This is a genomic window from Aestuarium zhoushanense, assembly GCF_056431045.1.
This window is the reverse complement of the sequence record NZ_JBWKMA010000023.1, coordinates 490,398-514,915: the sequence shown is the minus strand read 5'-3', so window position 1 is coordinate 514,915 and position 24,518 is coordinate 490,398. Positions and strand designations below refer to the sequence as shown.

Here is a 24,518-nt window from a genome sequence, read left to right as displayed (position 1 = left end):
CCCCGTTAATGGATTATTGGAATACGGCGTTCGGATCGTCGAGGCTGTCTGACCCCTCGAACGCCACATTGTGCAGGGATAACGCGCCGACAATTTTCTCAAAGCTGCGAGTTTGGTCGATCAAGCCATTCACACCAGCCATGATCAGCGCCTCACCTTCGGCGTTCTGACGATCGAGCATCTGGTCATACGCCATACCGTTTTCGGCTGCGGTTACGATTGCGGTCAGGGCACCTATGGTGGCGTCCAGTTTGCCACGCACTTCGCTATCCAGCGCTGGGTCAACAGCAGCGACCAAAGAGGTCAGGCCAGGGCCTTCGACAACGGTGCCATCAATGCGTTCATAACGACCGAGATAAACATTCTGCACGCCTTTTCCGTCGTAATAGTGACTGTTGTGAGTGTTGTCCGAGAAACAGTCGTGCTCTTCTTCAGGGTCATTCAGCATCAGCCCTAACCGCATCCTCTGACCTGCTTGCTCACCATAGGACAACGACCCCATACCCGTGATCATTGCGACGATCCCAGCGTCTGGACCGGCAAGCAGTTCAGTCCGCGCCGCACCATCTTCGTCCCACTGGTCGATGATGAATTCGAGGTCAGTGATCAGGAGGTCGGTCGCGGCAGTTAGATAATCAACGCGGCGATCACAATTGCCGCCTGTGCAACCGTCATCTTGGACAAAGTCGGTATAGGGACGATCACCCGCACCAGCATCAGTGCCGTTCAAATCCTGACCCCAAAGGAGAAACTCAATCGCGTGATAGCCACGGGCAACGTTAGTCTCGATTCCGTCGGCCTCGTTCAGGACGTCACCGATCAGTTCAGGGGTGATCGCCGTTGCGTCTACATCCATGCCCGCGATCGAAAAGGTCGGGTTCGCAATCACGTTCAGCGCGGCGAATTCGTTCTCATCCGTTGGACCGCCATAAGACGCGTCCACGTAGTCCATCAAACCTTCGTCGAGCGGCCAAGCGTTCACTTTGCCTTCCCAGTCATCAACAATCGGGTTGCCGAAGCGGAACACTTCGGTCTGCTGGTAGGGTACTCGGGCCTCGATCCATGCGGTTCGCGCCGCATCCAAGGTTTCGACAGAAGGCGCAGCAACGAGCGCATTAATTGCATCCTGAAGCGCCAGCGCGGTCACGAGGCTATCGGAATATCCAGCGAGAGCAATATCGGCGTAATTGGACAAAACGTTCGAGCGTTCGTCCGCCAAAGCGCTCGTTGCGGTCAGGGCGAGAGTGGCTGAACCGGCTAAAAATGTTCGATACATGGTGGTCCTTTCAATGCAGCTAAACTGACTGGCGAGTCAGAATGGCCATTACCTGACTAAAAATATAAGGATTGTCAATTCTGACAATTTAAGTCGGTTTATTTTGGATTGTGTCAACTCCTCAAATACGCGTCAGGGCAATTGCGCGGAGCCGTAACATTCGTCACAAGTTCTGAACCCCAAGGAGAAATCCCATGCTGGATGCAACAGTCCGAAAACTCATTGATCCGCCTCTGAATACGGCTGGGACAATTCTCGCGCGGTCGGGTGTTTCGGCAGATTTAGTGACGATTATTGGACTGTTGCTTGGCCTCACCGCAGCAGGTTTCGTCGCCATGGGTGGTTATACTTGGGCCTTGGTTTTCATCCTGCTCAGTCGGGTTGCCGACGGTCTGGATGGCGCAGTTGCAAGGGCCAGTAAGCGCACCGACTTCGGCGGTTACCTCGACATAACTTGCGATTTCCTGTTCTACGGCGCGATCCCGATGGCCTTTGTCATCGCTGATCCAGCGACTAATGGAACCGCGGGTGCCATCCTCCTGACGTCTTTCTATTTCAACGGGGCGAGCTTCCTCGGCTATGCGATCCTTGCTGAAAAGCGCGGGCTAGAGACCGCTGCGCAGGGTGTGAAATCGCTATATTATTCTAACGGTCTGCTCGAGGGCACAGAGACCATTGGGTTCTTTGTCCTTCTGTGCATCTTTCCCGCCAGCTTCCCAATCCTTGCTCTCATTTTTGGCGCTCTATGTTTTCTAACCGGTGCTTTGCGCCTCTTTGGCGCGCGTCGTCTCTTTGTTTCATGAAAGGAAACGCGATGAATTATCTTAGCCTTGCTTTGGCATGTGTTCTCCCAACCGTCGCTCTGGCTGATCCAAACCCATCTGACTGGGCCTCTGTACTCGACGAGGCACAAGGCCAAACGGTCTATTGGAATGCGTGGGGCGGATCGACTGCGACGAACGACTTTATCGCGTGGGTTGGCGATCGCGTTTCAGAGGACTACGGCGTTACGCTCGAGCACGTAAAACTCAGCGACACGGCTGACGCTGTGACCCGCGTTCTGTCGGAAAAGCAGGCTGGTCAAGATGACGACGGCGCTATCGACATGATCTGGATTAACGGATCAAATTTTGCGTCGATGAAAGACGCGGGCCTCCTCTTTGGTCCATTTGCCGAAAGCCTACCGAATTGGGCCTATGTAGACACTGAAGGTAAGACCGTTCAGACAGACTTTACCGTGCCTGTTGAAGGATATGAGAGCCCTTGGGCGATGGCGCAAGTGGTGTTCATGTATGACACGGCGGATATGGCGCCATTGGGTGATATGAACGCTTTGCTCGATTGGGCGGTCACACATCCCGGTCGCTTTACCTATCCGCAGCCACCGGATTTCCTCGGTACGACGTTCCTAAAACAGGCGCTGGTCGATCTGACTGACGACACTGCGGTCCTGTCGCAACCCGCCACGGATGAAACCTACGCTGAGGTTACGGAACCGCTCTGGCTTTGGCTCGATGAGCTGACGCCGAACCTCTGGCGGCAAGGGCAAGCCTATCCGCAAACTGGTCCAGCGCAGCTACAATTGATTGCCGACGGCGAGGTGGATCTGGCGATTTCCTTTAGCCCAGGCGAAGCATCGACAGCGATTGCCAATGGCCAGTTGCCCGATACCGTGCGGACTTTCGTTTTGGATAAAGGAACGATCGGCAACGCCTCATTCGTCGCGATCCCTTACAATTCAGGATCAAAGGCGGGCGCGATGGTCGTCGCTGATTTCCTCATGTCCCCCGAGGCTCAAGCCCGCGCCCAAGATCCGAATGTCCTCGGCTACGGTACCGTGCTGGATATGGCGAAATTGTCTGACGACGAACGCGCTGTTTTCGACAGTCTTGACCTAGGCGTTGCGACCCTGACACCAACCGAGCTTGGCACGGTGCAGGCTGAACCCCATCCGTCATGGATGACCCGTATCGCGGACGATTGGCAGCTTCGGTTCGGTAGTCAATAAGTGGCCCGAGCGCTGGTCATTCTCATTCTGATCGGGCCAGTGATCGCTGGTCTGATCGGGGTGATCTTGCCAGCTCTTGGCTACTTCCCTGCGGCGGGCGCCAATCAGTTCAGTTTAGAGCCTATTCGCACCCTATTCGCATGGAACGGCCTCGCGTCCGCGGTTCGACTGTCCATCACTACGGGGCTACTTGCGACTGCGCTCTCTTGTCTGATCGCACTTGGTTTCACCGCGTCTATGATGGCGTCACCTTGGTGGCGGCGGGTTCAGTCGATACTGGGACCGTTGCTTGCCGTGCCACATGCGGCGGCGGCATTTGGGATGGTGTTCTTGATTGCACCATCGGGCTGGATCGCGCGTGCGCTGGCACCCATCATGGGATGGGACAGACCGCCCGACCTGCTCATCGTAAATGACCCGTGGGGCGTGGCGCTCGTCCTCGGTCTGGTGATCAAAGAAGTTCCGTTTCTTCTTCTCATGATCATCGCGGCCCTACCGCAAGCCGATGCCCCATCGCGGCTAAAGGTCAGCGCGTCACTCGGATATGGGCCAATCGCGGGGTGGATTCTTGCGGTATTACCTGCCGTCTACAAACAAATACGGCTGCCGATCTACCTCGTCTTGGCGTTCTCAATGTCGGTCGTCGATGTTGCGCTGATCCTTGGTCCGACGACGCCCAACACCTTAGCGGTCCAAGTTCTGAAATGGATGAACGACCCCGATATATCGCTCCGAGGCCAAGCGGCTGCGGGGGCAATCCTTCAATTCGGATTGATCTTCGTCGCGATTTTGGCCATGCGGGTAATCGAGCGTTTGATGGGCGGACTGGGGAAATGGCTCATCACAGGTGGGCTTCGTTTGGCCACGTTAGAGCCGCTTCGCGTGCTGTTTCGATGCCTCGGTTCGGTGGTATTCGTCACTCTCTTGATCGGAATGTGCGGTCTTTTGATGTGGTCAGTTGCGGGCTTTTGGGCCTTTCCTGATCTCATGCCAAACAGCATCTCACTGTCGAACTGGGCCCGCCATTCCGACGGTTTGCTGGACCGATTGGGGCAAACGGCGATCATCGGATTTTCTGCGGCGACGATCGGACTAGTGGTCGCGGTCCTTTACCTTGAATCGACCCGAACATTGCCAAATTGGACCATTTTTCTTCCCCTTATCATTCCTCAAGTCGCATTCTTACCCGGTGTCCAAATTCTATTGTTGAACATAGGGCTAAAGGGCGGCTTGGCGATCGTGATTGCAGCGCATATGGTCTTTGTCCTGCCCTATGTGATCCTGACCTTAGGCGGCAGCTATCGCGCATGGAACCGCGATTTCGCGCGTGTGGGTCATGCCCTTGGAGCTTCACCCAGCAGGGTCTTTTGGCACATTCGTTTGCCCATGCTTTTGGCGCCGCTCGTGTCTGCTTTTGCCGTCGGCTTTGCGGTTTCCGTAGGGCAGTATTTGCCGACGTTGCTGATCGGAGGTGGCCGCATCTCAACGCTGACGACCGAGGCCGTGGCTTTGGCTTCTGGTGGTGATCGACGCGCGATTGCGGTCTTTTCAGTGTTGCAATTGCTGGCCGCTCTGGTGCCTTTTGTGATCGCTTTGGGTCTTCCAATGATCCTTTGGCGCAATAGACGAGGAATGTCGCATGGCTGACGGATTGGGGTTGAGCAATGTCGCTATATACAGGGGCGAAACGCTCTTGTTGTCCGTTGATACCCATATCAATCGAGGTGAGGCGCTGACGATCATGGGGCCGTCAGGTTCTGGTAAATCGACGCTCCTGTCCTACATCACTGGGTCGCTTGACGCTGCCTTTACGGCGAAGGGCAACGTCACCCTCGATGGTGAGAATATCGACACTAAACCAGCCCATTTACGTCAAATCGGGATATTGTTTCAGGACGATCTCTTATTTCCGCATATGTCGGTCGGCGCGAACCTGTCGTTCGGACTAGATCGTTCCATCCCGAGAGCGGAGAGAACAGATCGCATCAACGCCGCACTCGACTCCGTCGGGCTTGCTGGGTTTTTCGATCGTGATCCAGCCACGTTGTCGGGTGGGCAAAGGGCGCGCGTCTCACTCATGCGTACACTTTTATCTAACCCCAAGGCGCTCCTCTTGGACGAGCCCTTTTCACGGCTCGATCAGGATTTGCGACAGCAGGTGAGGGAACTGGTTTTCAACCACGCCAAGGCGCAGTCCTTGCCCGTGTTATTGGTGACGCATGACATGGACGACGCACAGGCGGCTGGGGGCCAAATCCTTAGGTTAGACCGTTAGCATCTTTCTAAAGAGCTGGTCGAGGTAGGCATCAGCACCAGGGAACGGGTCTACGCCACCCAAAACAGCACGCACTTGCACGTCAAAGTCAGCGTAGTGCTGCGTCATCGCCCAAATCGAAAAGATCAGGTGATAGGGGTCGACGGGTGCGATTTTTCCGGCATCGCTCCACTCGCGGATAAGAGCGGCCTTTTCATCGACGAGCGGCTTCAGACCGTTGGTCAGATCGTTGAGGATACGTGGGGCGCCCTGCAGGATTTCATTGGCAAACAGGCGGCTTTCACGCGGGAACTTGCGTGCCATCTCCAATTTGCCATGCACATAGGCGAGGATCTCTTCGACGGGATCGGCATCCGCCTTCATAGCACGCAGAGGGTCGAGCCACGTATCAAGCAAACTCTCCAACAGTTCGACGTGAATCGCTTCCTTGGATGGGAAATAATACAAGAGGTTCGGCTTCGAGAGCCCGGACGCCTCCGCAATCTGGTCGAGCGTTGATCCACGGAACCCGTATTGGGAAAAAATGCCCAAAGCGGCATCCAAAATCGCGCCGCGGTTCCGTTCTTGAATACGTGTGCGTGTAGTAACTTTTGCCATACTTAAGATCCTCGTTACCTATATGACCCCTAGTCAACGCGAATTGAAACGGAAAATCAGCGTTTCGGTGGGACATTGGTTTACTTTCCCTTGGACCAATTGGTTGCTTGGGGGTTAACTAGATGTAACTGAATACAACCGGACGATTTATTATGACCCGTGTGTTTGCTTTTGTGCTGTTCGCCTGCACCTCTCTCTCCGCCTGCGTGATGAGCGACTTTCCCTTAGATGAGAACGGTCAACCGATCTATCCGCCAGAGATTATCGCGGCTCTGCCTGAAGGTGTGCCGCCTGCGATCGTCTTTTTGGCCGCTGATGGCTGCTACGCTTATTCGATTGAGGTTTCAGAGCCGCCCACAGGTTTCCCGCTTTATGGCCGTGACGGAAAGCGGGTCTGTAACGCAGAGGCTCAAGCGCGGCTCGCTGCGACACCTGACGTATAACAATAGCGCAGCGTTAACTGCGCCCATAGGACGACGAGAATGGAATTTTCGGTCAAGTTCGAGAACGCACCCGGTTTGCCAGAGAACAAAGGTCCGGTGACCGTTGGATGGTTCCTGAATTCACAAAAGGCGGGTGTGATTTTCTATCCGCCCGAACGGTTCCGCAGCACGGAAAAGAATAAGACCCACGCCAAATCTGCGTCACGCTGCCCCGCTGTGATCAACATGGAGAGCAGGTATTTCGTATTCCGCGCTCCGTTCGACCTGCACCTGCAATTCGTGCGGGACAAGGACGGCAAACCTGGGCTGCGCAACCTGAACGGCGATCTTAGCCCCGTTCGGGCGAATAAGATTAGCCAGCACCTCCATGTGACCTCTGAAAAGGAATGGCGGCATCCAAACGTGCCGACCATCCAACTGTCGCTGCCCTATGTCTTGGTCGCGGACGAACCCGTTTATGCGACCCAGCTTGCGCCGTTTATGCATTACCAAAAGGACCCTTGGCCGGGCACGATCTTTGGCGGGCGGTTCCCCATTAATGTGTGGCCGCGCCCGTTGATGTGGGCCTTTGAATGGCACGACACGTCAAAGCCGCTCAAGATCAATCGCGGCGATCCCCTGTTCTACGTCATGTTCGAAGCCGCCACGCCCGACCGCGGTGTCGCCTTGGTAGAGACTGAATTGACCAAAGAACTGGCCGATTACGTTGATTTCGTGTCGGGCGCTGTGAACTTTGTGAACCAGACGTTTAGCCTGTTTGAACGCGCCGAAGAGGTGCGCCCCGATACGCTGATCAAACCCGTGAAGCGCCGCAAAACAGATGACTGAACGGACCGCCAGAGAGATCCGCTCTGCAGCGATCAGCGCCCATCAATCGGGCAAGCTGGATACGGCTTTGCGAGACTATGCAGACTATCTCGCGGCGCGGCCCGACGACGCCCAGATGTGGTCGAACTACGGCGCTCTGTTGCGGCGGATCAAACAGTATCACAACGCAGAACGGGCACATCGGCGCGCCTATGCCATCGACCCCGAAAGCACGGTCGTGCGGGCGAACTTTGCGAATATCTTGTCGGACCTCGGCAAATACGAAGAGTCGATCGCATTGCGGAAACTGCTGCTCGCTGAAGACCCTAACCTGCCTGAACAGCATTCCCTCATCGGGCGGTGTTTGCGCGGAATGGGGCGTTACGAAGAAGCTGTCGATTATCTCTCTCCCCTGATCCCTCAGTTTCCCGACTATCACGACATGTCGCTTCAAGCGGCCATGTCAGCACTTGCGCTGGGCGACTATGAAAAGGCCTTCGATCTCTACAAGGCGCGTTGGGACTTGGGCGAGCTCACAAAGCGTGACTTGTCGTTTCCCGAATGGAAGGGCGAACCTCTCGACGGCAAAACGATCCTTGTTCTGCCAGAGCAAGGATTTGGCGATTGCGTTTTGATGGCGCGTCACCTGCCTGATCTGAAACGTCTGGGTGCAAAAACAGTCACTGTTTTGGCTGAAAAACCTCTGTTCCGTCTTTTCCATGGCCTTCCGGGTGCGGATCGTGTCGTCAGTTCGATCAACGCAAAGTCCGAAGCCGACTACTGGATCAATATGATGGACTTGGGTGGTATCGCGTTGAAAACGGATGCCGATCTGCGTCACCCGACCCAGCTATCGATCCCCGAAGATTCCCGCATTCGCGCCCGTGCCATCACCGCGCCATATCGCGATAAATTCAAGGTCGGCGTCGTCTGGACGGGCTCCGTCACCTATAAGGCCAACGCGTTTCGGTCATTTAGTCACACTGACTTCTTACCCCTAGCGGATGTAAAATCTGTACAGTTGTTTTCGCTCTACAAGGGTCCGATGATCGATGCCTTTTACGCTGACGGAAGCGCGGGTTTGATCGTGGATGCGGCGTCATCGGACAGGGACTTTGCCGATTGCGCAGCGACGATGGAGGAGATGGACCTGATCATTTCGTCAGACACGGCCACCGCGCATATCGCGGGATCGCTGGGTTTGCCGACATGGGTGGTTCTGCATTCCGATGCGTTTTGGGTCTATCGGCACAGCGGGGACACCACGCCTTGGTATCCGACGATGCGGTTGTTCAGACAACAAGAGGCGCTGAAATGGGATGAAGTTATGGGCCGTGTTAGGGTCGAATTGGAACGGAAGGTAGCAGCACATGGATGATATTTTGGTTCCGACTGCGCCGGGTGAATTGATCGACAAACTGACCATTCTCCGCCTGAAATCCGAACGTATCTTGGATGCGGCAAAGCTTACGAATGTCGCCCATGAGCGCAAAGTTCTGCAAGACATCGCTGATCAGGCTCTGCCCGAGTCCAAGAAATTGGGACTTTTGTGGGAAACACTTTACCAGATTAACGCGAGCCTTTGGGTTATCGAAGATGACATCCGCGAATGTGAATCTCGTCAGGATTTCGGCGCAGAGTTCATCCGACTTGCTCGTGCCGTGTATCAAACCAATGACCGTCGGGCGGCGGTTAAGAAACAGATCAACCTACTGCTTGGCTCGGCCATCGTTGAGGAAAAATCCTACTTCGAGGTGCCATAGTGACGATTGATAGCCGCCTACGCACTGTAAAAACCGAAATCGCCCAATTGCAGGCCGAGTTGAACGGTCTTTTAGTCGCCGAAAAGACCCGCAAACGGGGTGCGATTTTACGAGAATTGCATCAACTGCGCCGCGCCTCTGATCCGACATATCACTACATGTCGCAGGCGGGTCAGGACTGGGTTATTGACCGTTTGCTGGACCATAAAACAGGCGGAACCTTTGTCGATGTGGGCGGCTATGACGGCGTAACAGGGTCGAATTCTCTGTTCTTTGAACAAATCCGCGGGTGGACAGGGGTTCTGGTCGAACCCGTTGCGTCCCAGATCGCAAAGGCGCGGATTGCACGGAAGTGTCCCTGCGTCGAGGTGGCCGTGGCCCCAACAGACGGCACCGCATCGTTTATCGCGGTGACACGCGGCTTCACGCAGATGAGCGGGCTTGCCGATTTATATGATGAAGATTTGCTTCAAACTGTCCGCGATGACCCCCGTCACGCCGAAGAATTGGTCACCGTTGAGACGCGCACCCTGTCCCGTATTTTGACCGAGAGCGACATCCCTCATCCCGACTTCATTTCTCTGGATATTGAGGGCGGCGAAGTCGCTGTTTTAAAGGCGTTTCCCTTTGATCATCATCGGGTCGCGTTTTGGTCGATTGAGAACAACTCCAAGACCACCGAGATTGCCGATATCATGCGTGCGAACGGCTACGATCTGATCGAATTCGCAGGCCCTGATGAACTCTACCGTCGCCGGTCCTGAATTTACGACCTGTTAAACCTCTCCCCTTAGCCCTGATTGCGGGTGAATAAAGGTGGATGAGATGGCAGTTCAATCGAACGCGCCGGTGATCATCAAGCGCAAAAAGGTCGTGGCCGGTGGCGGTCATCACGGCGGCGCTTGGAAGGTTGCCTACGCAGATTTTGTGACCGCGATGATGGCGTTCTTTATGCTGATGTGGCTTCTGAACTCTACGTCAGAACAGCAACGCACGGGACTCGCGGATTACTTCGCACCCTCGATCCCGCTCAGTCAGGTGTCTGCGGGCGGCGAGGGGATGTTTGGCGGCGTAGACATCGCGACACGCGATACGTTTATCAAATCAGGTGACGGTGGCACGCCTGACCTAGGCGGGGATGGCGGCGCCGTGCCGCCCGATGTGGCTGCGCTAGAGGAACTCGAATCCATCCTGATCGGTCAAGGCGGTGAGGTTCTACTATCCGACCGCATGATGCGCCACGTCGTAACCCGCATCACCGACGAGGGCCTTGTCATCGAACTCTTCGATGTACCCGACGCGCCATTGTTCGATGGTGTGAACCCGTCAGAGACAACACAAGACCTCGCAAAGGTCATCGCTCGCGTTGCGACGATGGTGACCAACGGAATCGCAATCGAGGGTCATGTCGCGGCGCGTCCGCTGGTCATCGCAGACAATCCCGTGTGGCAGTTGTCGACCGATCATGCTGCCATATTCCGAACCCTACTCGAAGGGGCAGGTTTGCCGCCAGAACGACTCCGCCGTGTGACGGGTCATGCGGATCGCGAACCAGCGGATCCGATACCGACAGCCCTGCGGAACAATCGGCTCGAGGTCATCTTACTCCGCGGTCCGCTGCGTTAGGCGACTGTTAAGAGGTGGCGGGTATTCTGCCTGAAATCATCGTCCCCGATGCAGAAAGGCTCCGTATGACGATTTCATCTTCGCTTAATGCTTCCGTTGCTGGTTTGGCCGCGAACGCGACCCGTCTGGCTGCGATCTCTGACAACATCGCGAACTCTTCGACCTATGGCTACAAACGCGCCGTGACCGACTTTCATTCCATGGTGATTGAAACGGGCACAGGCACTTATTCCGCTGGTGGTGTGCGCACGACGAACACGCGTTTGATCGACCAGCGCGGCGCACTTGTTTCCACGTCGAGCGCGACTGATTTAGCCGTTCGTGGGCGCGGCATGTTGCCCGTCACGACCGAAGCCTCGGTGAATGTCGACAACGGTGATCACCCGATGATGCTGACCACGACAGGGTCGTTTAGCACCGATGATCGCGGGTATCTCACAACGTCCAGCGGGCTGATTCTCATGGGCTGGCCCGCTAACACTGACGGCACCATTCCGACCTATCCGCGCGACACAGCGGACGGGTTGGAACCTGTCAAAATCAACACGAACCAATTCGCGGGCGAGGCGACGACCTATGTCGATCTTGCGGTGAACCTGCCCGCGACTTCAACCGACTCCTCAGCCGTCGGAGAGACCGAAGAACTATCGGTCGAATACTTCGACAACCTGGGCAAATCAGAGAGCCTAACGATCGAGTTCGTGCCGATTGTACCTGCGAGCGGCTCGTCCAATTCATGGACAATGGTTGTGCGCGACAGCGCCTCTGCCAATGCGATTGTGGGTGAATATAACCTGACCTTCGACGACACGCGCGGCGCGGGCGGAACGCTGAAATCAGTCACGCCCGTTACGGGTGGCGCTTACGATGGGACCGACGGTTACATCAGCCTGAACGTGAACGGCGGGCCAATGGATCTAAACCTTGGTATTCTGGGCACCTCTGGTGGTCTGACCCAACTTTCTGACGCGTTTCAGCCAGTATCAGTGTCGAAAAATGGAACCCCTGTCGGCAATATGACCTCCATCGAAGTCGATGCGAACGGCTTTGTCTCTGCCGCCTTTGACATCGGAATCACGCGAGTGATTTACCAAATCCCGCTCGTTGACGTGTCCAATATCAACGGCCTCGAATCCCTCGATTACCAAAGCTACCGACCCACCCCCGACAGCGGATCATTCTTCCTTTGGGACGCAGGTGATGGTCCGACGGGTGACATCGTGGCCTATGCACGCGAGGAATCCTCGACCGATGTGGCGGGTGAATTGACCGAACTGATCCAAACCCAGCGTGCCTATTCGTCGAACGCTAAGGTCATACAAACCGTGGCGTTGTCCTTGGCCGAATTGACTTCTTTACCCGTGGAAATGGTGTCCTGAACCTTGGACAGGTTGCTGTTGATCGATTTCAAAGTGTTCAGCGCAACCATTGCGCCGTTGTTCGTCAGAATGCTCGACATGTGTGCGAGTCCTTTTCATGGAGGGGCGCTTTTGCGCCGTGAGTTCAATGGCCATTCCGGCCGGAGAAATCGTCGTTCTGACGGGGGTCAGGTCAGGCCCGACAATCCATTTCGGATGTGAGGCCACCTTGGGCAGAGTCGGCTAACGAAGTCCTAATCGCCGCCTCAAAAATCGTTCAAATTAGATCTTTTGTTGCAGGGCTTCAGGCCGCATCACGTGAACGGCATGGTGCCCAGCCGCGTCATAGGTCCCGAAGTTCGCCATCTGCTGTTTCTGATCAACGAGCCGTTTTCGCACGTTCTCAATCCCGTTCAGCGCCATCTGTAACAGCCGCGCATTTCTCTCTGCTGCTGGTCGAATAGCCGCTGCAAAAGCGGCATCTGTGCTGGCCTTTTCGGTGATTGCCTGCAAGGGCGCCGACAGCTGATCCAAAGCACGATAATCACCGCATAAAGTGGCCTGTCGCGCTTGATCCAGCAGGTCCAATGCGTGTTGTGTCTGGTCAGTCATGGGCTCTCTCCGAAAGGGCGCGAAAGATCGATTCCGAGAGGCCGATCCCGCCGCCTTCGACCATAATTCGGGCCTGTTCTTCGCGCAGGAACGACGCGAAATGTTCACCTCCTGCGCCCGCACCAAAGGCGCCCGACGTGTCGCCAAGTCCCGAATATTTCAGCATTTCTGCCAAAAACGCGGTTTCCATTTCGTTGGCGACCGTTCGCAATTGCGAGGTCGAACTAACGGCGTTGGGCTGTTCGGTCAAAAGGGGGATCATCGGCACCTCCGATCCTTGGGTTTCGGGGATGAAATAAATCGATGGCGGTAAAGATTCGGTAAGCATCGGGCGCTAAACCCGACCCATGATGCTTCAACCCGATCTCATCTGCGCTCTGCCGATTTTGCCCCAGATTCCCGTCGAATCTGCAGAGGCAATGCCGCAAGAGCTGCCCGATTTCGCGAGGGTATTGCAGGAGATCACTGAGGTCGAGACAGAGGAGCCTGAATTGGAGGTTGGCACCGAAATGATCGCGCCTGAGTGGGAGGTCATATCGGTCCCCGTTGTGGCTCGGGTCTTTGTGCCCCAGCCAGAACAACCGATGGCGCCAGCGGATGAGGTGGATCGTGACTTTACGGTCGAACCGAAGCAACCGATTGCGCCTGTGGCCGAAGTGGAACGCGAATCTGACGGTCCCGATGCGCAGGTGTCGACGGCTCCTCCAACACGGACGGACGCGGTGCAACTTGTTTCGGTGAAAGCAACTGAACCCGAAATGATGGAAGATATAGAGCATCGCTCTACTCTCATTTCGACACCACCTCCGATCGACCAAACACCCACATTTCCGCTGCCATATCATCCGATTGATCCAATTCCGATCACGGCGCCCAAACCGATCCTCATCCCTGCGCAAACCGTTCAACGCATTGCCGAACAGATTGTGGTTTCGGTCGCCAACGATGACAGCGGCACCACCGAAATTGCACTGGACCCCGAAGAACTAGGCCGCGTGCGGCTGCACATGACCGTGACGGATCAAACCGTTCAAATTGTGATCGCTGCGGAACGACCTGAAACCTCTGACCTTATGCGGCGGCATTTGGACGTGTTGCAGCAGGAATTTCGGTCGCTTGGCTTCCAATCCGTCGATCTGGGGTTCGCGGACGAAGGCGGGCGAAACTCACCCAAAGAGACCCCTAAACCGATGCAAATCCTCGTCGAAGTCCCTCCCGACGACCCAACTCCCACGCAGCAAATCGTATCGAGCGGCGTCGACATAAGGCTCTGAAAAGGATGATAAAATGGATGTGACTGCAACGATATCAACGACAACCACGACGGCACCCACCTCGTCATCCGCGATCAGCTCGGATTTCGAGACGTTCTTGAACATGCTGACAGTCCAGATGCAGAATCAGGACCCGCTAAACCCAACCGATCCGTCGGATTACGCCGTGCAATTGGCGACCTTTTCGTCAGTCGAACAGCAGGTCAAAACCAACGACCTCTTGGCGCAGTTGATGGCCGTTATGTCATCCTCCGCGATATCCGACATGGGCGCATGGATCGGTCAAGACGTCAGGGCGCCGACCACAGCGCACTTCGACGGAACGCCCATTTCGGTCACGACATCGGTCGACGCTGGAGCGGACTCTGCCGATTTGGTCGTGGTGAACAGTTACGGGGCCGAAGTGCAACGCATCGCCATTGATCCGACCTCGGGCACCGTGACCTGGGCGGGGGTTGATGACTACGGGTCGCCGATGACCTCTGGCGACTACGGTTTCTATGTTGAGAGTTATCAATCGGACACCCTCATCGCGACCACACACGCGAGCGTTTACGGCACCGTAGCCGAAGTCCGCACCGAATCTGGTGCAACCGTGCTGGTCCTTGAAAACGGGGCGGAGGTGCCGGTCGCAACCGTCACCGCCCTGCGTGCTAGATGAACAGTGTCGCGACCCAAGCCGCCCCAACGACAGCCGCGCCCGCAATCGCCCAGAGAGCAGAGGTGCTGCGCACTTCTTCCTCTTCGCCAAAGTTTTTACCCTGACGCACCAGTGCGGCCTCGGCCATTTCTGGAAGGCGCGGACCAAAGCGGGACAGGACCCGCGCCGTCCGTATGAGGTCTCGCATGACCGCCTTGGGTCCGATCGCGTTCTTAATGTAGGACTCGACGACAGGACGGGCATCAGCCCAGATATCGACGTTCGGATTGAGCGACCGCGCAACGCCTTCGACAACGACCATCGTGCGCTGCAAAAGGATCAGCTCGGTGCGGGTTTGCATCCCGAACCGTTCGGTCACTTCAAAGAGGTAGGACAACAGGCGCGCCATCGAAATGCGGCTCGCATCCATGCCAAAGATCGGCTCCCCGACCGCACGCAGCGCACGCGCGAATTCATCAACATCTTGATTTGCAGGGACATATCCCGCTTCAAAATGCACTTCGGCCACGCGTTTATAGTCGCGTTTGATGAACCCGTAGAGGATTTCTGCGTATACACGACGCGTATATTCATCAATGCTGCCCATGATCCCAAAATCATAAGCAATAATGTCGCCGTTCGCCGCGACCTTGAGGTTGCCCTGATGCATATCACCGTGGAACAGACCATCGCGCAGTGCTTGGCTCAGGAAAATTTGCAGCACGCGGGTCGCCAGCGCATTGCGGTCGTGACCTGCAGCATCCAGCGCCGCGTTGTCACCCATATTGGTGCCCTCAGCCCACTGAAGCGTCATCACGCGCCGCGCCGACAACTGCCAATTCACGCGCGGAACGGTAAAGCCCTCGTCGGCTTCGGTGTTCGCCGCAAATTCAGAGGCCGACGCGCTCTCGAGCCTGAGGTCCAACTCGCCACGCACAACACCGTCGAAATGTTCGATCACCTCAATCGGGCGCAGACGGCGGGATTTGCGCGACAGAAACTCGATCATATTGGCGGCAAAGTAGAAGGCGTCGATATCCTTGCGGAACGCCTTTTCCACGCCGGGGCGCAGAACCTTTACGGCGACTTCTTCACCCGTCGACCGCAGTATGGCCTTGTGAACCTGCGCGAGCGATGCGGCGGCAACGGGTTCGGAAAAGCTGGCGAATACTTCATCGACAGAAATGCCCAGCTCGTGCTCGACCTCGCGTTTCGCGATATCGACCGAAAACGCGGGCAACTGGTCCTGCAACACGCGTAGTTCCCGTGCGAGGTCGTCGCCCACTACGTCAGGACGCGTCGAAAGGATCTGACCGAATTTGATATATGCAGGCCCCAGCGCCGTCAGCGCTCGCGTCGTCGGCGGCAAAGACGCATCGCCACGGTAGCCCAGCCAGCGAAACGGCAACGCCAGCGTCCGCGCCGTGAACCGCAGCAACGGCCCAGCCTCAAACGCATCTAGAACGACATTCATAGCGCCCGCGCGTTCCAGCGTGGCACCCGTACGGACAAGCCGCCAAATGTTGTGAGGACCGCGCATCAGATTTTCCACCCCGAATGCAGCGCTGCGATGCCCAGCGACAGGTTGCGATACTTCGCGTTCTCGAACCCTGCCTTTTTCACCATCGATAGGAACGTGTCCTGATCAGGGAACTTTCGGATCGATTCGACGAGGTATTGGTAGCTGTCCCGATCATTCGCGATCAGTTGGCCCATGCGCGGAATGACGTTGAACGAATAGAGGTCGTAGGCCTTTTGCATCATCGGGTTCGGTAGCTGGCTGAACTCCAGCACCATCAGGCGACCACCTGGGCGCAACACGCGATAAGCCTCATTGAGCGCCTCTTGGGGGCGGGTCACGTTACGGATGCCAAAGCTGATCGTGTAAACGTCGAACGTATTGTCGGGGAACGGCAGCTTCATCGCGTCGCCCACAACCCAATCGAGGCTATCGGCCATATCGTCCGCCTCGGCCCGCTGACGCCCAGCCACCAGCATCGATTCCGTGAGGTCGAGCACCGTCGAATGTCCGCTGCCAGCCCGCTTCAGGAAACGGAACGAAATGTCGCCTGTCCCGCCTGCAACGTCCAACAGCTTTTGTTCCGGACGCGGGGCCAGCCAATCCATCATCGCGTCTTTCCAAACGCGGTGGATGCCGACGCTCATCACGTCATTCATAATGTCATATTTCGACGCGACCGAAGTAAACACGCCCTGCACGCGGCCTGCTTTTTCGTCTTCCCGCACGGTTTCGAAACCAAAGTGGGTGGTGTTTTCTGGTGTCTCGGTCATGGCACTTGCCGTCCTCGTGCTTGCGTCACATCTTTAGGGGTCAATTGGGGCATACACTGGACCCCCGCAGATAGGAAGCACGCCATGCCCGAATTGCCAGAGGTAGAGACAGTCCGCCGCGGCCTGCAACCCGCGATGGAAGGCGAAATCATCGCCAAAGCCTCGGTCAACCGTCCCGACCTGCGTTGGCCGTTCCCCGAAAATATGGCGGATCGTCTAACAGGCAAGCGGATCAATGCCCTGCGCAGGCGGTCCAAATACATCCTCGCGGACCTTGATAGTGGAGAAACGCTACTGATTCACCTCGGGATGTCGGGGCGCATGACCGTCTCTGGCGTCACCATCGGCGAATTCCACCACCCGCACCCCGTGCCTGCGAAACACGATCACGTTGTCTTTGATATGGCGAACGGTGCGCGCGTGACCTTTAACGACGCCCGTCGGTTCGGCGCGATGGATCTGATGGAGACGGCTAAGGCCGACGACCACTGGTTGTTGCGGGACATCGGGCCAGAGCCGTTTTCCAACAGCTTCAACGAACACTACCTGACCGAGCGACTCAGGGGAAAGAATTCGCCCATCAAAACGACCCTCCTCGATCAGGGAATCGTTGCTGGATTAGGGAATATATACGTCTGCGAGGTTCTTTATCGCGCAGGCATCAACCCAAAGCGCAAAGCAGGCCAAATTTCTGCCGCTCGTATCGCATCGCTTGTCCCGATCATCCGCGAAGTCCTCTCTGAGGCGATAGAAGCAGGCGGTTCTTCGCTCAAAGACCACCGTCAAGCCGATGGAGAACTGGGATATTTTCAGCATACGTTCCGCGTCTACGATCAGGAAGGAAACCCTTGCAAAACAGAGGGATGCCCTAACGTCATTCATCGATTCGTACAGTCAGGACGCTCAACTTTCTATTGTCCGCAATGCCAAAGATAGCTTGATCGATGTCACAGCTTTGTTAAGCAGTTGGTCCTGTGAAAATGATAACAGAGGCTGCACATGGCTTATGAGACCATCATCGTCGACGTTCAGGGATACGTCGCACTGATAACCCTGAACCGTCCCGAGGCTCTCAATGCGCTGAACTCGAAACTTCTCGGCGAACTGTGCGATGCACTCGAAGCCGCTGATGAAAACGAGAAGGTCCGCTGCATCGTCATCACTGGTTCAGAAAAGGCATTTGCCGCTGGTGCTGACATCTCCGAAATGTCGGAAAAATCCTTCGTTGATATGGTCAGCGCAAAGTTCTTTGCGACCGAAAGCGACCGTTTCAACAACACAAAGAAACCGATTATCGCAGCCGTTGCTGGCTACGCGCTGGGCGGTGGCTGTGAACTCGCAATGATGTGCGATTTCATCATCGCAGGCGACAACGCTAAATTCGGCCAGCCCGAGATCAACCTTGGTGTGATCGCTGGTATCGGCGGCACGCAGCGCCTGTCACGCTACGTCGGCAAATCCAAATCGATGGATATGCACCTGACGGGCCGCTTTATGGATGCCGAAGAAGCAGAGCGTTCGGGCCTTGTGTCCCGCGTCGTTCCTGCGAAAAAGCTGAAAGAAGAAGCACTGGCCGCCGCTGGTAAGATCGCAGAGAAATCGCTGATCGCTGCTGCTGCTGCGAAGGACTGCGTGAACAAGGCGTTCGAAACCTCGCTCTCCGAAGGCGTCGCTTACGAACGTGCAGTGTTCTACTCGCTCTTTGCGACCGAAGACCAAAAAGAAGGCATGGCTGCCTTCCTCGAAAAGCGCGAACCGCAGTTCCGCGACCGCTAAAACACTTGCCTTTTTGGGCGGCGGGCCTTAAACGCCGCCCGATACATGCGTGTGAGGCCCGCTCTGGCCAGAATCAGCCGGTTCAGAAACCCGGTCGGGCTCCGTTGCATGAACGATATTCAAATTAGCCCGAGAGAGGGGAACCGCACATGGCAAACACGCCGCAGTCCAAAAAACGCGCCCGTCAGAACGTTGTTCGCGCTGACATCAACAAAATGCGCCGTTCGCGCATCCGCACATTCCTGCGTAAAGTCGAAGAAGCAATCGCTTCGGGCGACAAAGACGCAGCTGCTGCAGCTCTGAAAGCTGCTCAGCCGGAACTGATGCGTGGCGTCACCAAAGGCATCTTCCACAAGAACACCGCATCGCGCAAAATGTCGCGCCTTGCATCGCGTGTTAAAGCGATCGCCTGATTCCATCCTTTAGGGTAGAAAAACGAAAAATGAACGCGCCTCTCGGGGCGCGTTTTTTGTTGCCCACTTACCACCGAACCCCAATTTTATAAGCGCTTTCAAAAAACGAACAGATTCTTTTTGGCCAAAGTCCGAGTCAAGATCGTTGTTGTGTTGAAGCGGTCCGAGTGAGGTTGCTAGTGTCACTCAGCGATTCACATCGTTCCTGGGGGAGCATGGTGAAAGTGATGTCATTGTAGCATCCGGATCTGCTCTGGATGACACCTGATTTTTGCGCTCACCTGGTCAGTACCATTTAGTACGGCCACAATGTTCTGACGTTTTTCACTCTGGCAGGGTGACGAACGCACACCCCATATTGGGCTCGTTATGTGCCGTCCGACAGGCGGTAAAACGGATCCAGACCAGAGATGCAGGTGACCTTGGCTGTCCGAATTTGGGATCGGGCAAACGATGGTGCTTTGTCTTTTGTGGAGTTGATGTGTCGGGGGAAACCTATCGCAAGAAACGTATGGGACAGGCATTGGGATATGACGACGACTATGTGGGGCACGATTCGCGAAACGCTAAAAAACAGTGTGGGGACTGGAAATTTTGCGAACTGGATCGAGCCGCTTGAATTAGTAAGTGTGAACGAAGGCGTGGCACAATTTACAGCGCCGACCTCGTTCTTTGGTAACTACGTCACGCAAAACTATGCGGACCAGATTATCTATCATTTGAACCGCAATGGTGCCCAAGTCGAACGCCTCGCGTTTGATGTGCGCCCCGCCGCCAACAGCGCCCGTCCCGCGCCTGTTGCAGCTGCGCCTGTGCGCCAGTCCCCTGCGAGCATCGATCCCTCGATTCCCGATGCAACGCTGGACCCGCGTTACACATTCGAGAATTTCGTCGTCGGAAAACCGAACGAGCTCGCTCACGCTGCGGCCCGTCGCGTTGCCGAAGGTGGCCCCGTCACCTTTAACCCGCTCTTCCTTTATGGTGGCGTTGGTCTGGGTAAAACCCACCTGATGCACGCCGTTGCCCATGAAATCCGCCGCCGTTCGCCGGAAAAGAACGTGGTGTATCTCTCGGCTGAGCAATTCATGTATCGCTTCATCTCGGCGCTCAAAGATCGCAAGATGATCGACTTCAAACAGATGTTCCGTTCGGTCGACGTCCTGATGGTCGACGACGTGCAGTTCATCGCGGGCAAAGACTCGACCCAAGAAGAGTTCTTCCACACCTTCAACGCGCTCGTTGAATCCCGCAAACAGATCATCATTTCTGCTGACCGTGCGCCGGGTGAAATCAAAGACCTTGAAGACCGCATCAAATCGCGTCTCCAGTGTGGCCTCGTCGTTGACCTGCACCCGACCGATTACGAACTCCGCGTCGGCATTCTCCAGACCAAAGCGGAACTCTACGCAGAACAATTCCCAGGTCTTCAGATCGACAACGGTGTGTTGGAATTCCTTGCGCACAAGATCACAACGAACGTCCGCGTTCTCGAAGGTGCGCTGAACCGTCTCTTTGCGATGGCATCGCTGGTGGGTAAGCCGATCACCCTAGAGATGACGCAAGACTGCCTTGCCGACCTTCTGAAATCGTCCGAACGTCGCGTGACCATCGACGAAATTCAGCGCAAGGTCGCAGAGCACTTTAACATCCGCCTGTCCGACCTCATCGGCCCGAAACGTCTGCGCGCCTATGCTCGTCCGCGTCAGGTTGCGATGTGGCTGGCGAAACAGCTGACCAACCGTTCCTTGCCGGAAATCGGTCGGAAATTCGGTGGCCGCGACCATACGACCGTGATGCACGGCGTGCGCCGCATAGACGAACTTTCCGCGGCAGATTCGCAACTTTCCGACGAATTGGAACTGCTTCGCCGCACGCTCGCGTCTTGACGCTGCACGCGCAGTATTAAACAGTGACAAAAAGAGCTTGAGCCGAGAGGGGAAACGTATAGTTTTCACCTCCCGGCCTTGTCAGGTCCGAGAAGCGGAGCGAGGGACATGAAATTCAGTATCGAACGCGCGGTTTTGCTCAAGGCAGTCGCACAAGCCCAATCGGTTGTTGAACGCCGGAACACTATTCCAATTCTGGCCAACGTCTTGATAGAAGCCGAAGGCGATAGCGTTCAGTTCCGCGCCACCGACCTCGACATCGAAGTCGTTGATAAAGCATCCGCAATGGTCGAACGCGCTGGCGCCACCACGGTCGCCGCCGTTACCTTGAACGAAATCGTTCGCAAACTGCCCGATGGCGCGCTGGTCACCCTGACCGAAGACGGCGTCAAAGGCCGCCTGACCATCGAAGCAGGTCGTTCGAACTTTAGCCTCGCGACCCTTCCCAAAGAAGATTTCCCCGTGATGGCGTCGTCTGACTACGCGACGAACTTTGCTGCACCTGCACCCGTTCTGCGCCGTCTGTTCGATAAATCGAAATTCGCGATCTCGACCGAAGAAACCCGTTATTACCTGAACGGCGTCTACATGCACGTCGCCACGGGCGAAGACGGCCCCGCGCTGCGCTGCGTTGCGACCGACGGTCACCGTCTGGCCCGCATCGACGCCGCTCTGCCTGATGGCGCAAGCGATATGCCGGGCGTAATCGTTCCGCGCAAAACCGTTGGCGAACTTCGCAAGCTGCTCGACGATGACGATATGCAGATCGCCGTATCGGTTTCGGAAACCAAAGTCCGCTTTGCGACACCGAACATCACCCTGACGTCCAAGGTCATCGATGGCACCTTCCCCGACTACACCCGCGTGATCCCACAGGGGAACACCCGTAGGCTCGAAGTCGACGCGAGCGATTTCGCAAAGGCCGTGGACCGTGTGGCAACCGTGTCGTCCGAACGCTCCCGCGCCGTGAAACTCTCGCTCGACGAGGACCGTCTGGTTCTCTCCGTCAACGCCCCTGACAGCGGTGCCGCGACCGAAGAGCTGGCTGTTGCCTATGACGACGAACGTCTGGAAATCGGCTTTAACGCCAAATACTTGCTTGAAATCGCCTCCCAAGTGGACCGCGAAAACGCAGTATTCCTGTTCAACTCGTCTGGCGACCCGACCCTGATGCGCGAGGGTAACGACACCTCTGCCGTCTACGTCGTCATGCCGATGCGCGTCTGACCTTGGTCAGCAGCCACCGACAGACTGGAATGAGGGAGGGCCGCGCATGAGCGGCCTTTCTGTTGATGTGCTCAAGCTTTCGCACTTTCGGTCGCACAAGCGCGCCGTGGCCGAATTTGATGGCCGCCCCGTTGCGATCTATGGGCCGAATGGCGCGGGCAAGACCAACATTCTAGAGGCCGTCTCGCTCCTCTCCCCCGGTCGTGGCCTTCGTCGCGCCGCAGCCGAGGATATGATCCGCAAGCAAGAGGCGCTCGGCTGGAAAATCAGCGCGGAAATTACGTCTCTCCATCAGTTTCACGAGGTCGAGACGTGGATGGAGCCTGACAAAGGCCGCCAGCTTCGCATTGATGGTAAAGCCGCGCCGCAAGTCGCACTGGGCCGCATTGCTCGCGTCCTCTGGCTCGTGCCCTCCATGGATCGCCTCTGGCTCGAAGGGGCGGACGGGCGTCGTCGCTTCCTTGATCGTATGACGATGAGCTTTGAACCCTCCCACGCAGAGGCCGTTCTGACCTATGAAAAGGCCATGCGCGAACGCAATCGTCTGCTCAAAGACATGGTGCGTGATGCCCATTGGTATGCCGCTCTAGAGACGCAGATGGCGCAGGCTGGCATTGCGATTACCGCCAATCGTAACCGCGCCATAGCAGAGCTTCATGATGCCCAAGACGCTGCCGAAACCGCCTTTCCCATCGCGGATTTGGCGCTGACCCATGCAGAGGACTTGGCCGAGGACGAAACCACCCTGCGCGACCAATTCGCAGCCAATCGTCAGCGCGATATGTCCGCTGGCCGCACCCTGATCGGCCCGCATCGCAGCGATCTGGACGCCACATTCCGCGCCAAAGGCGTTCCCGCCTCTGATTGCTCGACGGGTGAACAAAAGGCGCTTCTGATCTCGCTGATCCTCGCCAATGGTCGCGCTTTGGCTCGTGATTTCGGCGCCCCGCCGATCCTTTTGCTGGACGAAGTTGCAGCCCACCTTGACGCGGGCCGCCGCGCCGCGCTCTATGATGAAATATGCGCGTTGGGGGCACAGGCGTTCATGACTGGCACGGGTCCAGAACTGTTCGAAGAACTGCAATCGCGCGCGCAATATATTGAAATCACAGAAGATAATGGCACGTCCATTACCACCCAAAAGGATTTGCCATGACCCCTCAGCGCGTCACCTTGATCACCCTCGGCGTGGCAGACCTCGAACAATCCAAGGCCTTCTACGCGGCCCTCGGCTGGTCACCCGCCGAAGAGCAGCCTGGAGTGACATTCTACCAACTCCACGGGCAACTCTTAGGCCTGTTCCCGCTCGACGAACTGGCGAAAGACCAAGGTCGCCCAGACGCGCAGCTCGGGACGGGGGCAGTCACATTGGCGCAGAATTTCAACACTGTCGAAGACGTCGACGCTGCCTTTGACCTTGCCTTGTCCGCAGGCGCGACCTGCCTGAAACGGCCCGAAAAAGTGTTCTGGGGCGGTTACTCTGGCTACTACGCCGACCTCGACGGTCACGTTTGGGAACTCGCTCACAATCCATTTTGGCCGCTCTCCGACGACGGCAGCTTAACTTTACCGAGGTCCGAATGACCCTGACGATTCAACAGCTTGCGCTTTACGCAGGCGCGCTTTTCATTCTGTTCATGACCCCCGGTCCTGTCTGGGTCGCGCTCATGGCGCGTGCTATGTCGGGCGGGTTTCGCGCCGCATGGCCACTCGCCCTTGGCGTGGTGGTCGGCGATGTCATGTGGTCCGTCCTCGCCATCCTCGGCGTGTCGTGGATCGTGAGTCAATACGCGGGCTTCTTGGACCTGATGCGCTACGTGGCCTCGGTGACGTTCCTGTTCATGGGCTACATGGTCATCCGCAACGCCGACAAATCCATCGCCTCTGACAGCCGCCTAACCCGTCCAGGCGTCATCGCAGGCTTTGTCGCGGGCCTCGCCGTGATCATCGGGAACCCCAAGGCGATTTTGTTCTACATGGGCATGCTGCCGGGCTTCTTTGACCTGTCCCAACTCACCGTCGCGGACATCGTCGCCATCGGTGCGCTTTCGGCCATCGTGCCGCTGATCGGCAACCTCATCATGGGCGCATTTATAGGCAAGGTGCGGGCGCTTCTGACCTCACCACGCGCGCTCAAACGGATGAACCTGACGGCAGGGTGGCTACTGGTAGCTGTCGGGGTCGTTATACCCTTTTTATAAACACAAAATATGGTGCGAATTGCGTGACATTCCCCCGCCAATTT

General features: G+C 56.5%; 27 protein-coding genes and 1 pseudogene. 21 read left to right on the top strand and 7 right to left on the bottom strand.

The window, feature by feature from the left end; genetic code table 11:
- Positions 1 to 13: 13 nt before the first annotated feature.
- The gene (locus AC07ED_RS14240) at positions 14 to 1,276 is read right to left on the bottom strand and encodes an imelysin family protein (RefSeq protein ID WP_105236228.1); all 1,263 of its coding nucleotides are present in this window, start codon (positions 1,274 to 1,276) and stop codon (positions 14 to 16) included.
- 194 nt (positions 1,277 to 1,470) lie between these two features.
- Here AC07ED_RS14240 and AC07ED_RS14235 point away from each other — a divergent pair, with 194 nt between their 5' ends.
- Genes AC07ED_RS14235 through AC07ED_RS14220 form a run of 4 tightly spaced genes read left to right on the top strand, consistent with a single transcriptional unit; the run spans position 1,471 to position 5,559 of the window.
- Entirely contained in the window at positions 1,471 to 2,079 is a 609-nt protein-coding gene (locus AC07ED_RS14235; protein WP_105236229.1) for a CDP-alcohol phosphatidyltransferase family protein, read from the top strand.
- An 11-nt stretch (positions 2,080 to 2,090) separates the two neighbouring features.
- A complete protein-coding gene (locus AC07ED_RS14230) occupies positions 2,091 to 3,284 on the top strand; it encodes an ABC transporter substrate-binding protein (RefSeq protein ID WP_105236230.1) in 1,194 nt (397 codons plus the stop codon).
- Entirely contained in the window at positions 3,285 to 4,931 is a 1,647-nt protein-coding gene (locus AC07ED_RS14225) for an ABC transporter permease (protein ID WP_105236231.1), read from the top strand.
- Positions 4,924 to 5,559 carry an ATP-binding cassette domain-containing protein gene (locus AC07ED_RS14220; protein WP_105236232.1) on the top strand — a complete coding sequence of 212 codons (636 nt, stop codon included), beginning with the start codon at positions 4,924 to 4,926 and terminating at the stop codon, positions 5,557 to 5,559. Before AC07ED_RS14225 ends, AC07ED_RS14220 begins: the two co-directional genes overlap by 8 nt.
- Here the strand turns inward: AC07ED_RS14220 and AC07ED_RS14215 are convergent.
- Entirely contained in the window at positions 5,548 to 6,156 is a 609-nt protein-coding gene (locus AC07ED_RS14215) for a TetR family transcriptional regulator C-terminal domain-containing protein (RefSeq protein WP_105236233.1), read from the bottom strand. The two genes, AC07ED_RS14220 and AC07ED_RS14215, sit on opposite strands and share 12 nt — an antisense overlap.
- 152 nt (positions 6,157 to 6,308) lie before the next feature.
- Between AC07ED_RS14215 and AC07ED_RS14210 the strand changes: the two genes are divergently transcribed.
- From AC07ED_RS14210 to AC07ED_RS14180, 7 genes are all read left to right on the top strand, one after another.
- On the top strand, positions 6,309 to 6,599 hold the full coding sequence (locus tag AC07ED_RS14210) for a hypothetical protein (protein ID WP_105236234.1): 291 nt from the start codon (positions 6,309 to 6,311) through the stop codon (positions 6,597 to 6,599).
- A gap of 39 nt (positions 6,600 to 6,638) precedes the next feature.
- Positions 6,639 to 7,427, top strand: a complete 789-nt coding sequence (locus AC07ED_RS14205) for a hypothetical protein (protein WP_105236235.1) — start codon at positions 6,639 to 6,641, stop codon at positions 7,425 to 7,427.
- Positions 7,420 to 8,784: a tetratricopeptide repeat protein gene (locus tag AC07ED_RS14200; protein ID WP_105236236.1), complete on the top strand. Its 1,365-nt coding sequence runs from the start codon at positions 7,420 to 7,422 to the stop codon at positions 8,782 to 8,784. Before AC07ED_RS14205 ends, AC07ED_RS14200 begins: the two co-directional genes overlap by 8 nt.
- Positions 8,777 to 9,169, top strand: coding sequence for a DUF6165 family protein (locus tag AC07ED_RS14195; RefSeq protein WP_105236237.1), 393 nt, complete (start codon positions 8,777 to 8,779; stop codon positions 9,167 to 9,169). The genes AC07ED_RS14200 and AC07ED_RS14195 overlap by 8 nt, the downstream gene beginning before the upstream one ends.
- The gene (locus AC07ED_RS14190) at positions 9,169 to 9,933 is read left to right on the top strand and encodes an FkbM family methyltransferase (RefSeq protein ID WP_245918098.1); all 765 of its coding nucleotides are present in this window, start codon (positions 9,169 to 9,171) and stop codon (positions 9,931 to 9,933) included. Before AC07ED_RS14195 ends, AC07ED_RS14190 begins: the two co-directional genes overlap by 1 nt.
- Positions 9,934 to 9,994: 61 nt before the next feature.
- Complete coding sequence (locus AC07ED_RS14185; RefSeq protein WP_105236238.1) at positions 9,995 to 10,795, top strand: flagellar motor protein MotB; 801 nt, start codon at positions 9,995 to 9,997, stop codon at positions 10,793 to 10,795.
- 65 nt (positions 10,796 to 10,860) lie between these two features.
- Complete coding sequence (locus AC07ED_RS14180) at positions 10,861 to 12,174, top strand: flagellar hook protein FlgE (protein WP_105236239.1); 1,314 nt, start codon at positions 10,861 to 10,863, stop codon at positions 12,172 to 12,174.
- Here AC07ED_RS14180 and AC07ED_RS14175 read toward each other — a convergent pair.
- The 3 genes and pseudogenes from AC07ED_RS14175 to AC07ED_RS14165 all read right to left on the bottom strand — a co-directional run.
- Positions 12,117 to 12,254: pseudogene (locus AC07ED_RS14175) on the bottom strand (flagellin N-terminal helical domain-containing protein); the annotation flags it as partial. The gene AC07ED_RS14180 and the pseudogene AC07ED_RS14175 overlap by 58 nt on opposite strands.
- A gap of 181 nt (positions 12,255 to 12,435) precedes the next feature.
- Complete coding sequence (locus tag AC07ED_RS14170; protein WP_105236240.1) at positions 12,436 to 12,765, bottom strand: hypothetical protein; 330 nt, start codon at positions 12,763 to 12,765, stop codon at positions 12,436 to 12,438.
- A complete protein-coding gene (locus tag AC07ED_RS14165; protein ID WP_105236441.1) occupies positions 12,758 to 13,027 on the bottom strand; it encodes a rod-binding protein in 270 nt (89 codons plus the stop codon). The genes AC07ED_RS14170 and AC07ED_RS14165 overlap by 8 nt, the downstream gene beginning before the upstream one ends.
- A gap of 85 nt (positions 13,028 to 13,112) precedes the next feature.
- Between AC07ED_RS14165 and AC07ED_RS14160 the strand changes: the two genes are divergently transcribed.
- Entirely contained in the window at positions 13,113 to 14,039 is a 927-nt protein-coding gene (locus AC07ED_RS14160; RefSeq protein WP_105236241.1) for a flagellar hook-length control protein FliK, read from the top strand.
- A gap of 13 nt (positions 14,040 to 14,052) precedes the next feature.
- The gene (locus tag AC07ED_RS14155; RefSeq protein WP_105236242.1) at positions 14,053 to 14,700 is read left to right on the top strand and encodes a flagellar hook capping FlgD N-terminal domain-containing protein; all 648 of its coding nucleotides are present in this window, start codon (positions 14,053 to 14,055) and stop codon (positions 14,698 to 14,700) included.
- Here the strand turns inward: AC07ED_RS14155 and ubiB are convergent.
- Positions 14,693 to 16,219: a 2-polyprenylphenol 6-hydroxylase gene (ubiB, locus tag AC07ED_RS14150; RefSeq protein ID WP_105236243.1), complete on the bottom strand. Its 1,527-nt coding sequence runs from the start codon at positions 16,217 to 16,219 to the stop codon at positions 14,693 to 14,695. The genes AC07ED_RS14155 and ubiB overlap by 8 nt on opposite strands.
- On the bottom strand, positions 16,219 to 16,971 hold the full coding sequence (gene ubiE, locus AC07ED_RS14145; RefSeq protein ID WP_105236244.1) for a bifunctional demethylmenaquinone methyltransferase/2-methoxy-6-polyprenyl-1,4-benzoquinol methylase UbiE: 753 nt from the start codon (positions 16,969 to 16,971) through the stop codon (positions 16,219 to 16,221). Before ubiE ends, ubiB begins: the two co-directional genes overlap by 1 nt.
- 84 nt (positions 16,972 to 17,055) lie before the next feature.
- Between ubiE and mutM the strand changes: the two genes are divergently transcribed.
- From mutM to AC07ED_RS14105, 8 genes are all read left to right on the top strand, one after another.
- Positions 17,056 to 17,907, top strand: a complete 852-nt coding sequence (gene mutM, locus AC07ED_RS14140) for a bifunctional DNA-formamidopyrimidine glycosylase/DNA-(apurinic or apyrimidinic site) lyase (protein ID WP_105236245.1) — start codon at positions 17,056 to 17,058, stop codon at positions 17,905 to 17,907.
- Between the two features lie 63 nt (positions 17,908 to 17,970).
- A complete protein-coding gene (locus AC07ED_RS14135) occupies positions 17,971 to 18,747 on the top strand; it encodes an enoyl-CoA hydratase (RefSeq protein ID WP_105236246.1) in 777 nt (258 codons plus the stop codon).
- Between the two features lie 149 nt (positions 18,748 to 18,896).
- Positions 18,897 to 19,160: a 30S ribosomal protein S20 gene (gene rpsT / locus AC07ED_RS14130; protein WP_105236247.1), complete on the top strand. Its 264-nt coding sequence runs from the start codon at positions 18,897 to 18,899 to the stop codon at positions 19,158 to 19,160.
- A 530-nt stretch (positions 19,161 to 19,690) separates the two neighbouring features.
- Entirely contained in the window at positions 19,691 to 21,046 is a 1,356-nt protein-coding gene (gene dnaA, locus AC07ED_RS14125; protein ID WP_105233969.1) for a chromosomal replication initiator protein DnaA, read from the top strand.
- 108 nt (positions 21,047 to 21,154) lie between these two features.
- Positions 21,155 to 22,273, top strand: coding sequence for a DNA polymerase III subunit beta (gene dnaN, locus AC07ED_RS14120; RefSeq protein WP_067551899.1), 1,119 nt, complete (start codon positions 21,155 to 21,157; stop codon positions 22,271 to 22,273).
- A gap of 46 nt (positions 22,274 to 22,319) precedes the next feature.
- On the top strand, positions 22,320 to 23,429 hold the full coding sequence (gene recF / locus AC07ED_RS14115; RefSeq protein ID WP_105233970.1) for a DNA replication/repair protein RecF: 1,110 nt from the start codon (positions 22,320 to 22,322) through the stop codon (positions 23,427 to 23,429).
- Positions 23,426 to 23,857 carry a VOC family protein gene (locus tag AC07ED_RS14110; RefSeq protein WP_105233971.1) on the top strand — a complete coding sequence of 144 codons (432 nt, stop codon included), beginning with the start codon at positions 23,426 to 23,428 and terminating at the stop codon, positions 23,855 to 23,857. Before recF ends, AC07ED_RS14110 begins: the two co-directional genes overlap by 4 nt.
- On the top strand, positions 23,854 to 24,474 hold the full coding sequence (locus AC07ED_RS14105; protein ID WP_105233972.1) for a LysE family translocator: 621 nt from the start codon (positions 23,854 to 23,856) through the stop codon (positions 24,472 to 24,474). The genes AC07ED_RS14110 and AC07ED_RS14105 overlap by 4 nt, the downstream gene beginning before the upstream one ends.
- Positions 24,475 to 24,518: the final 44 nt, after the last annotated feature.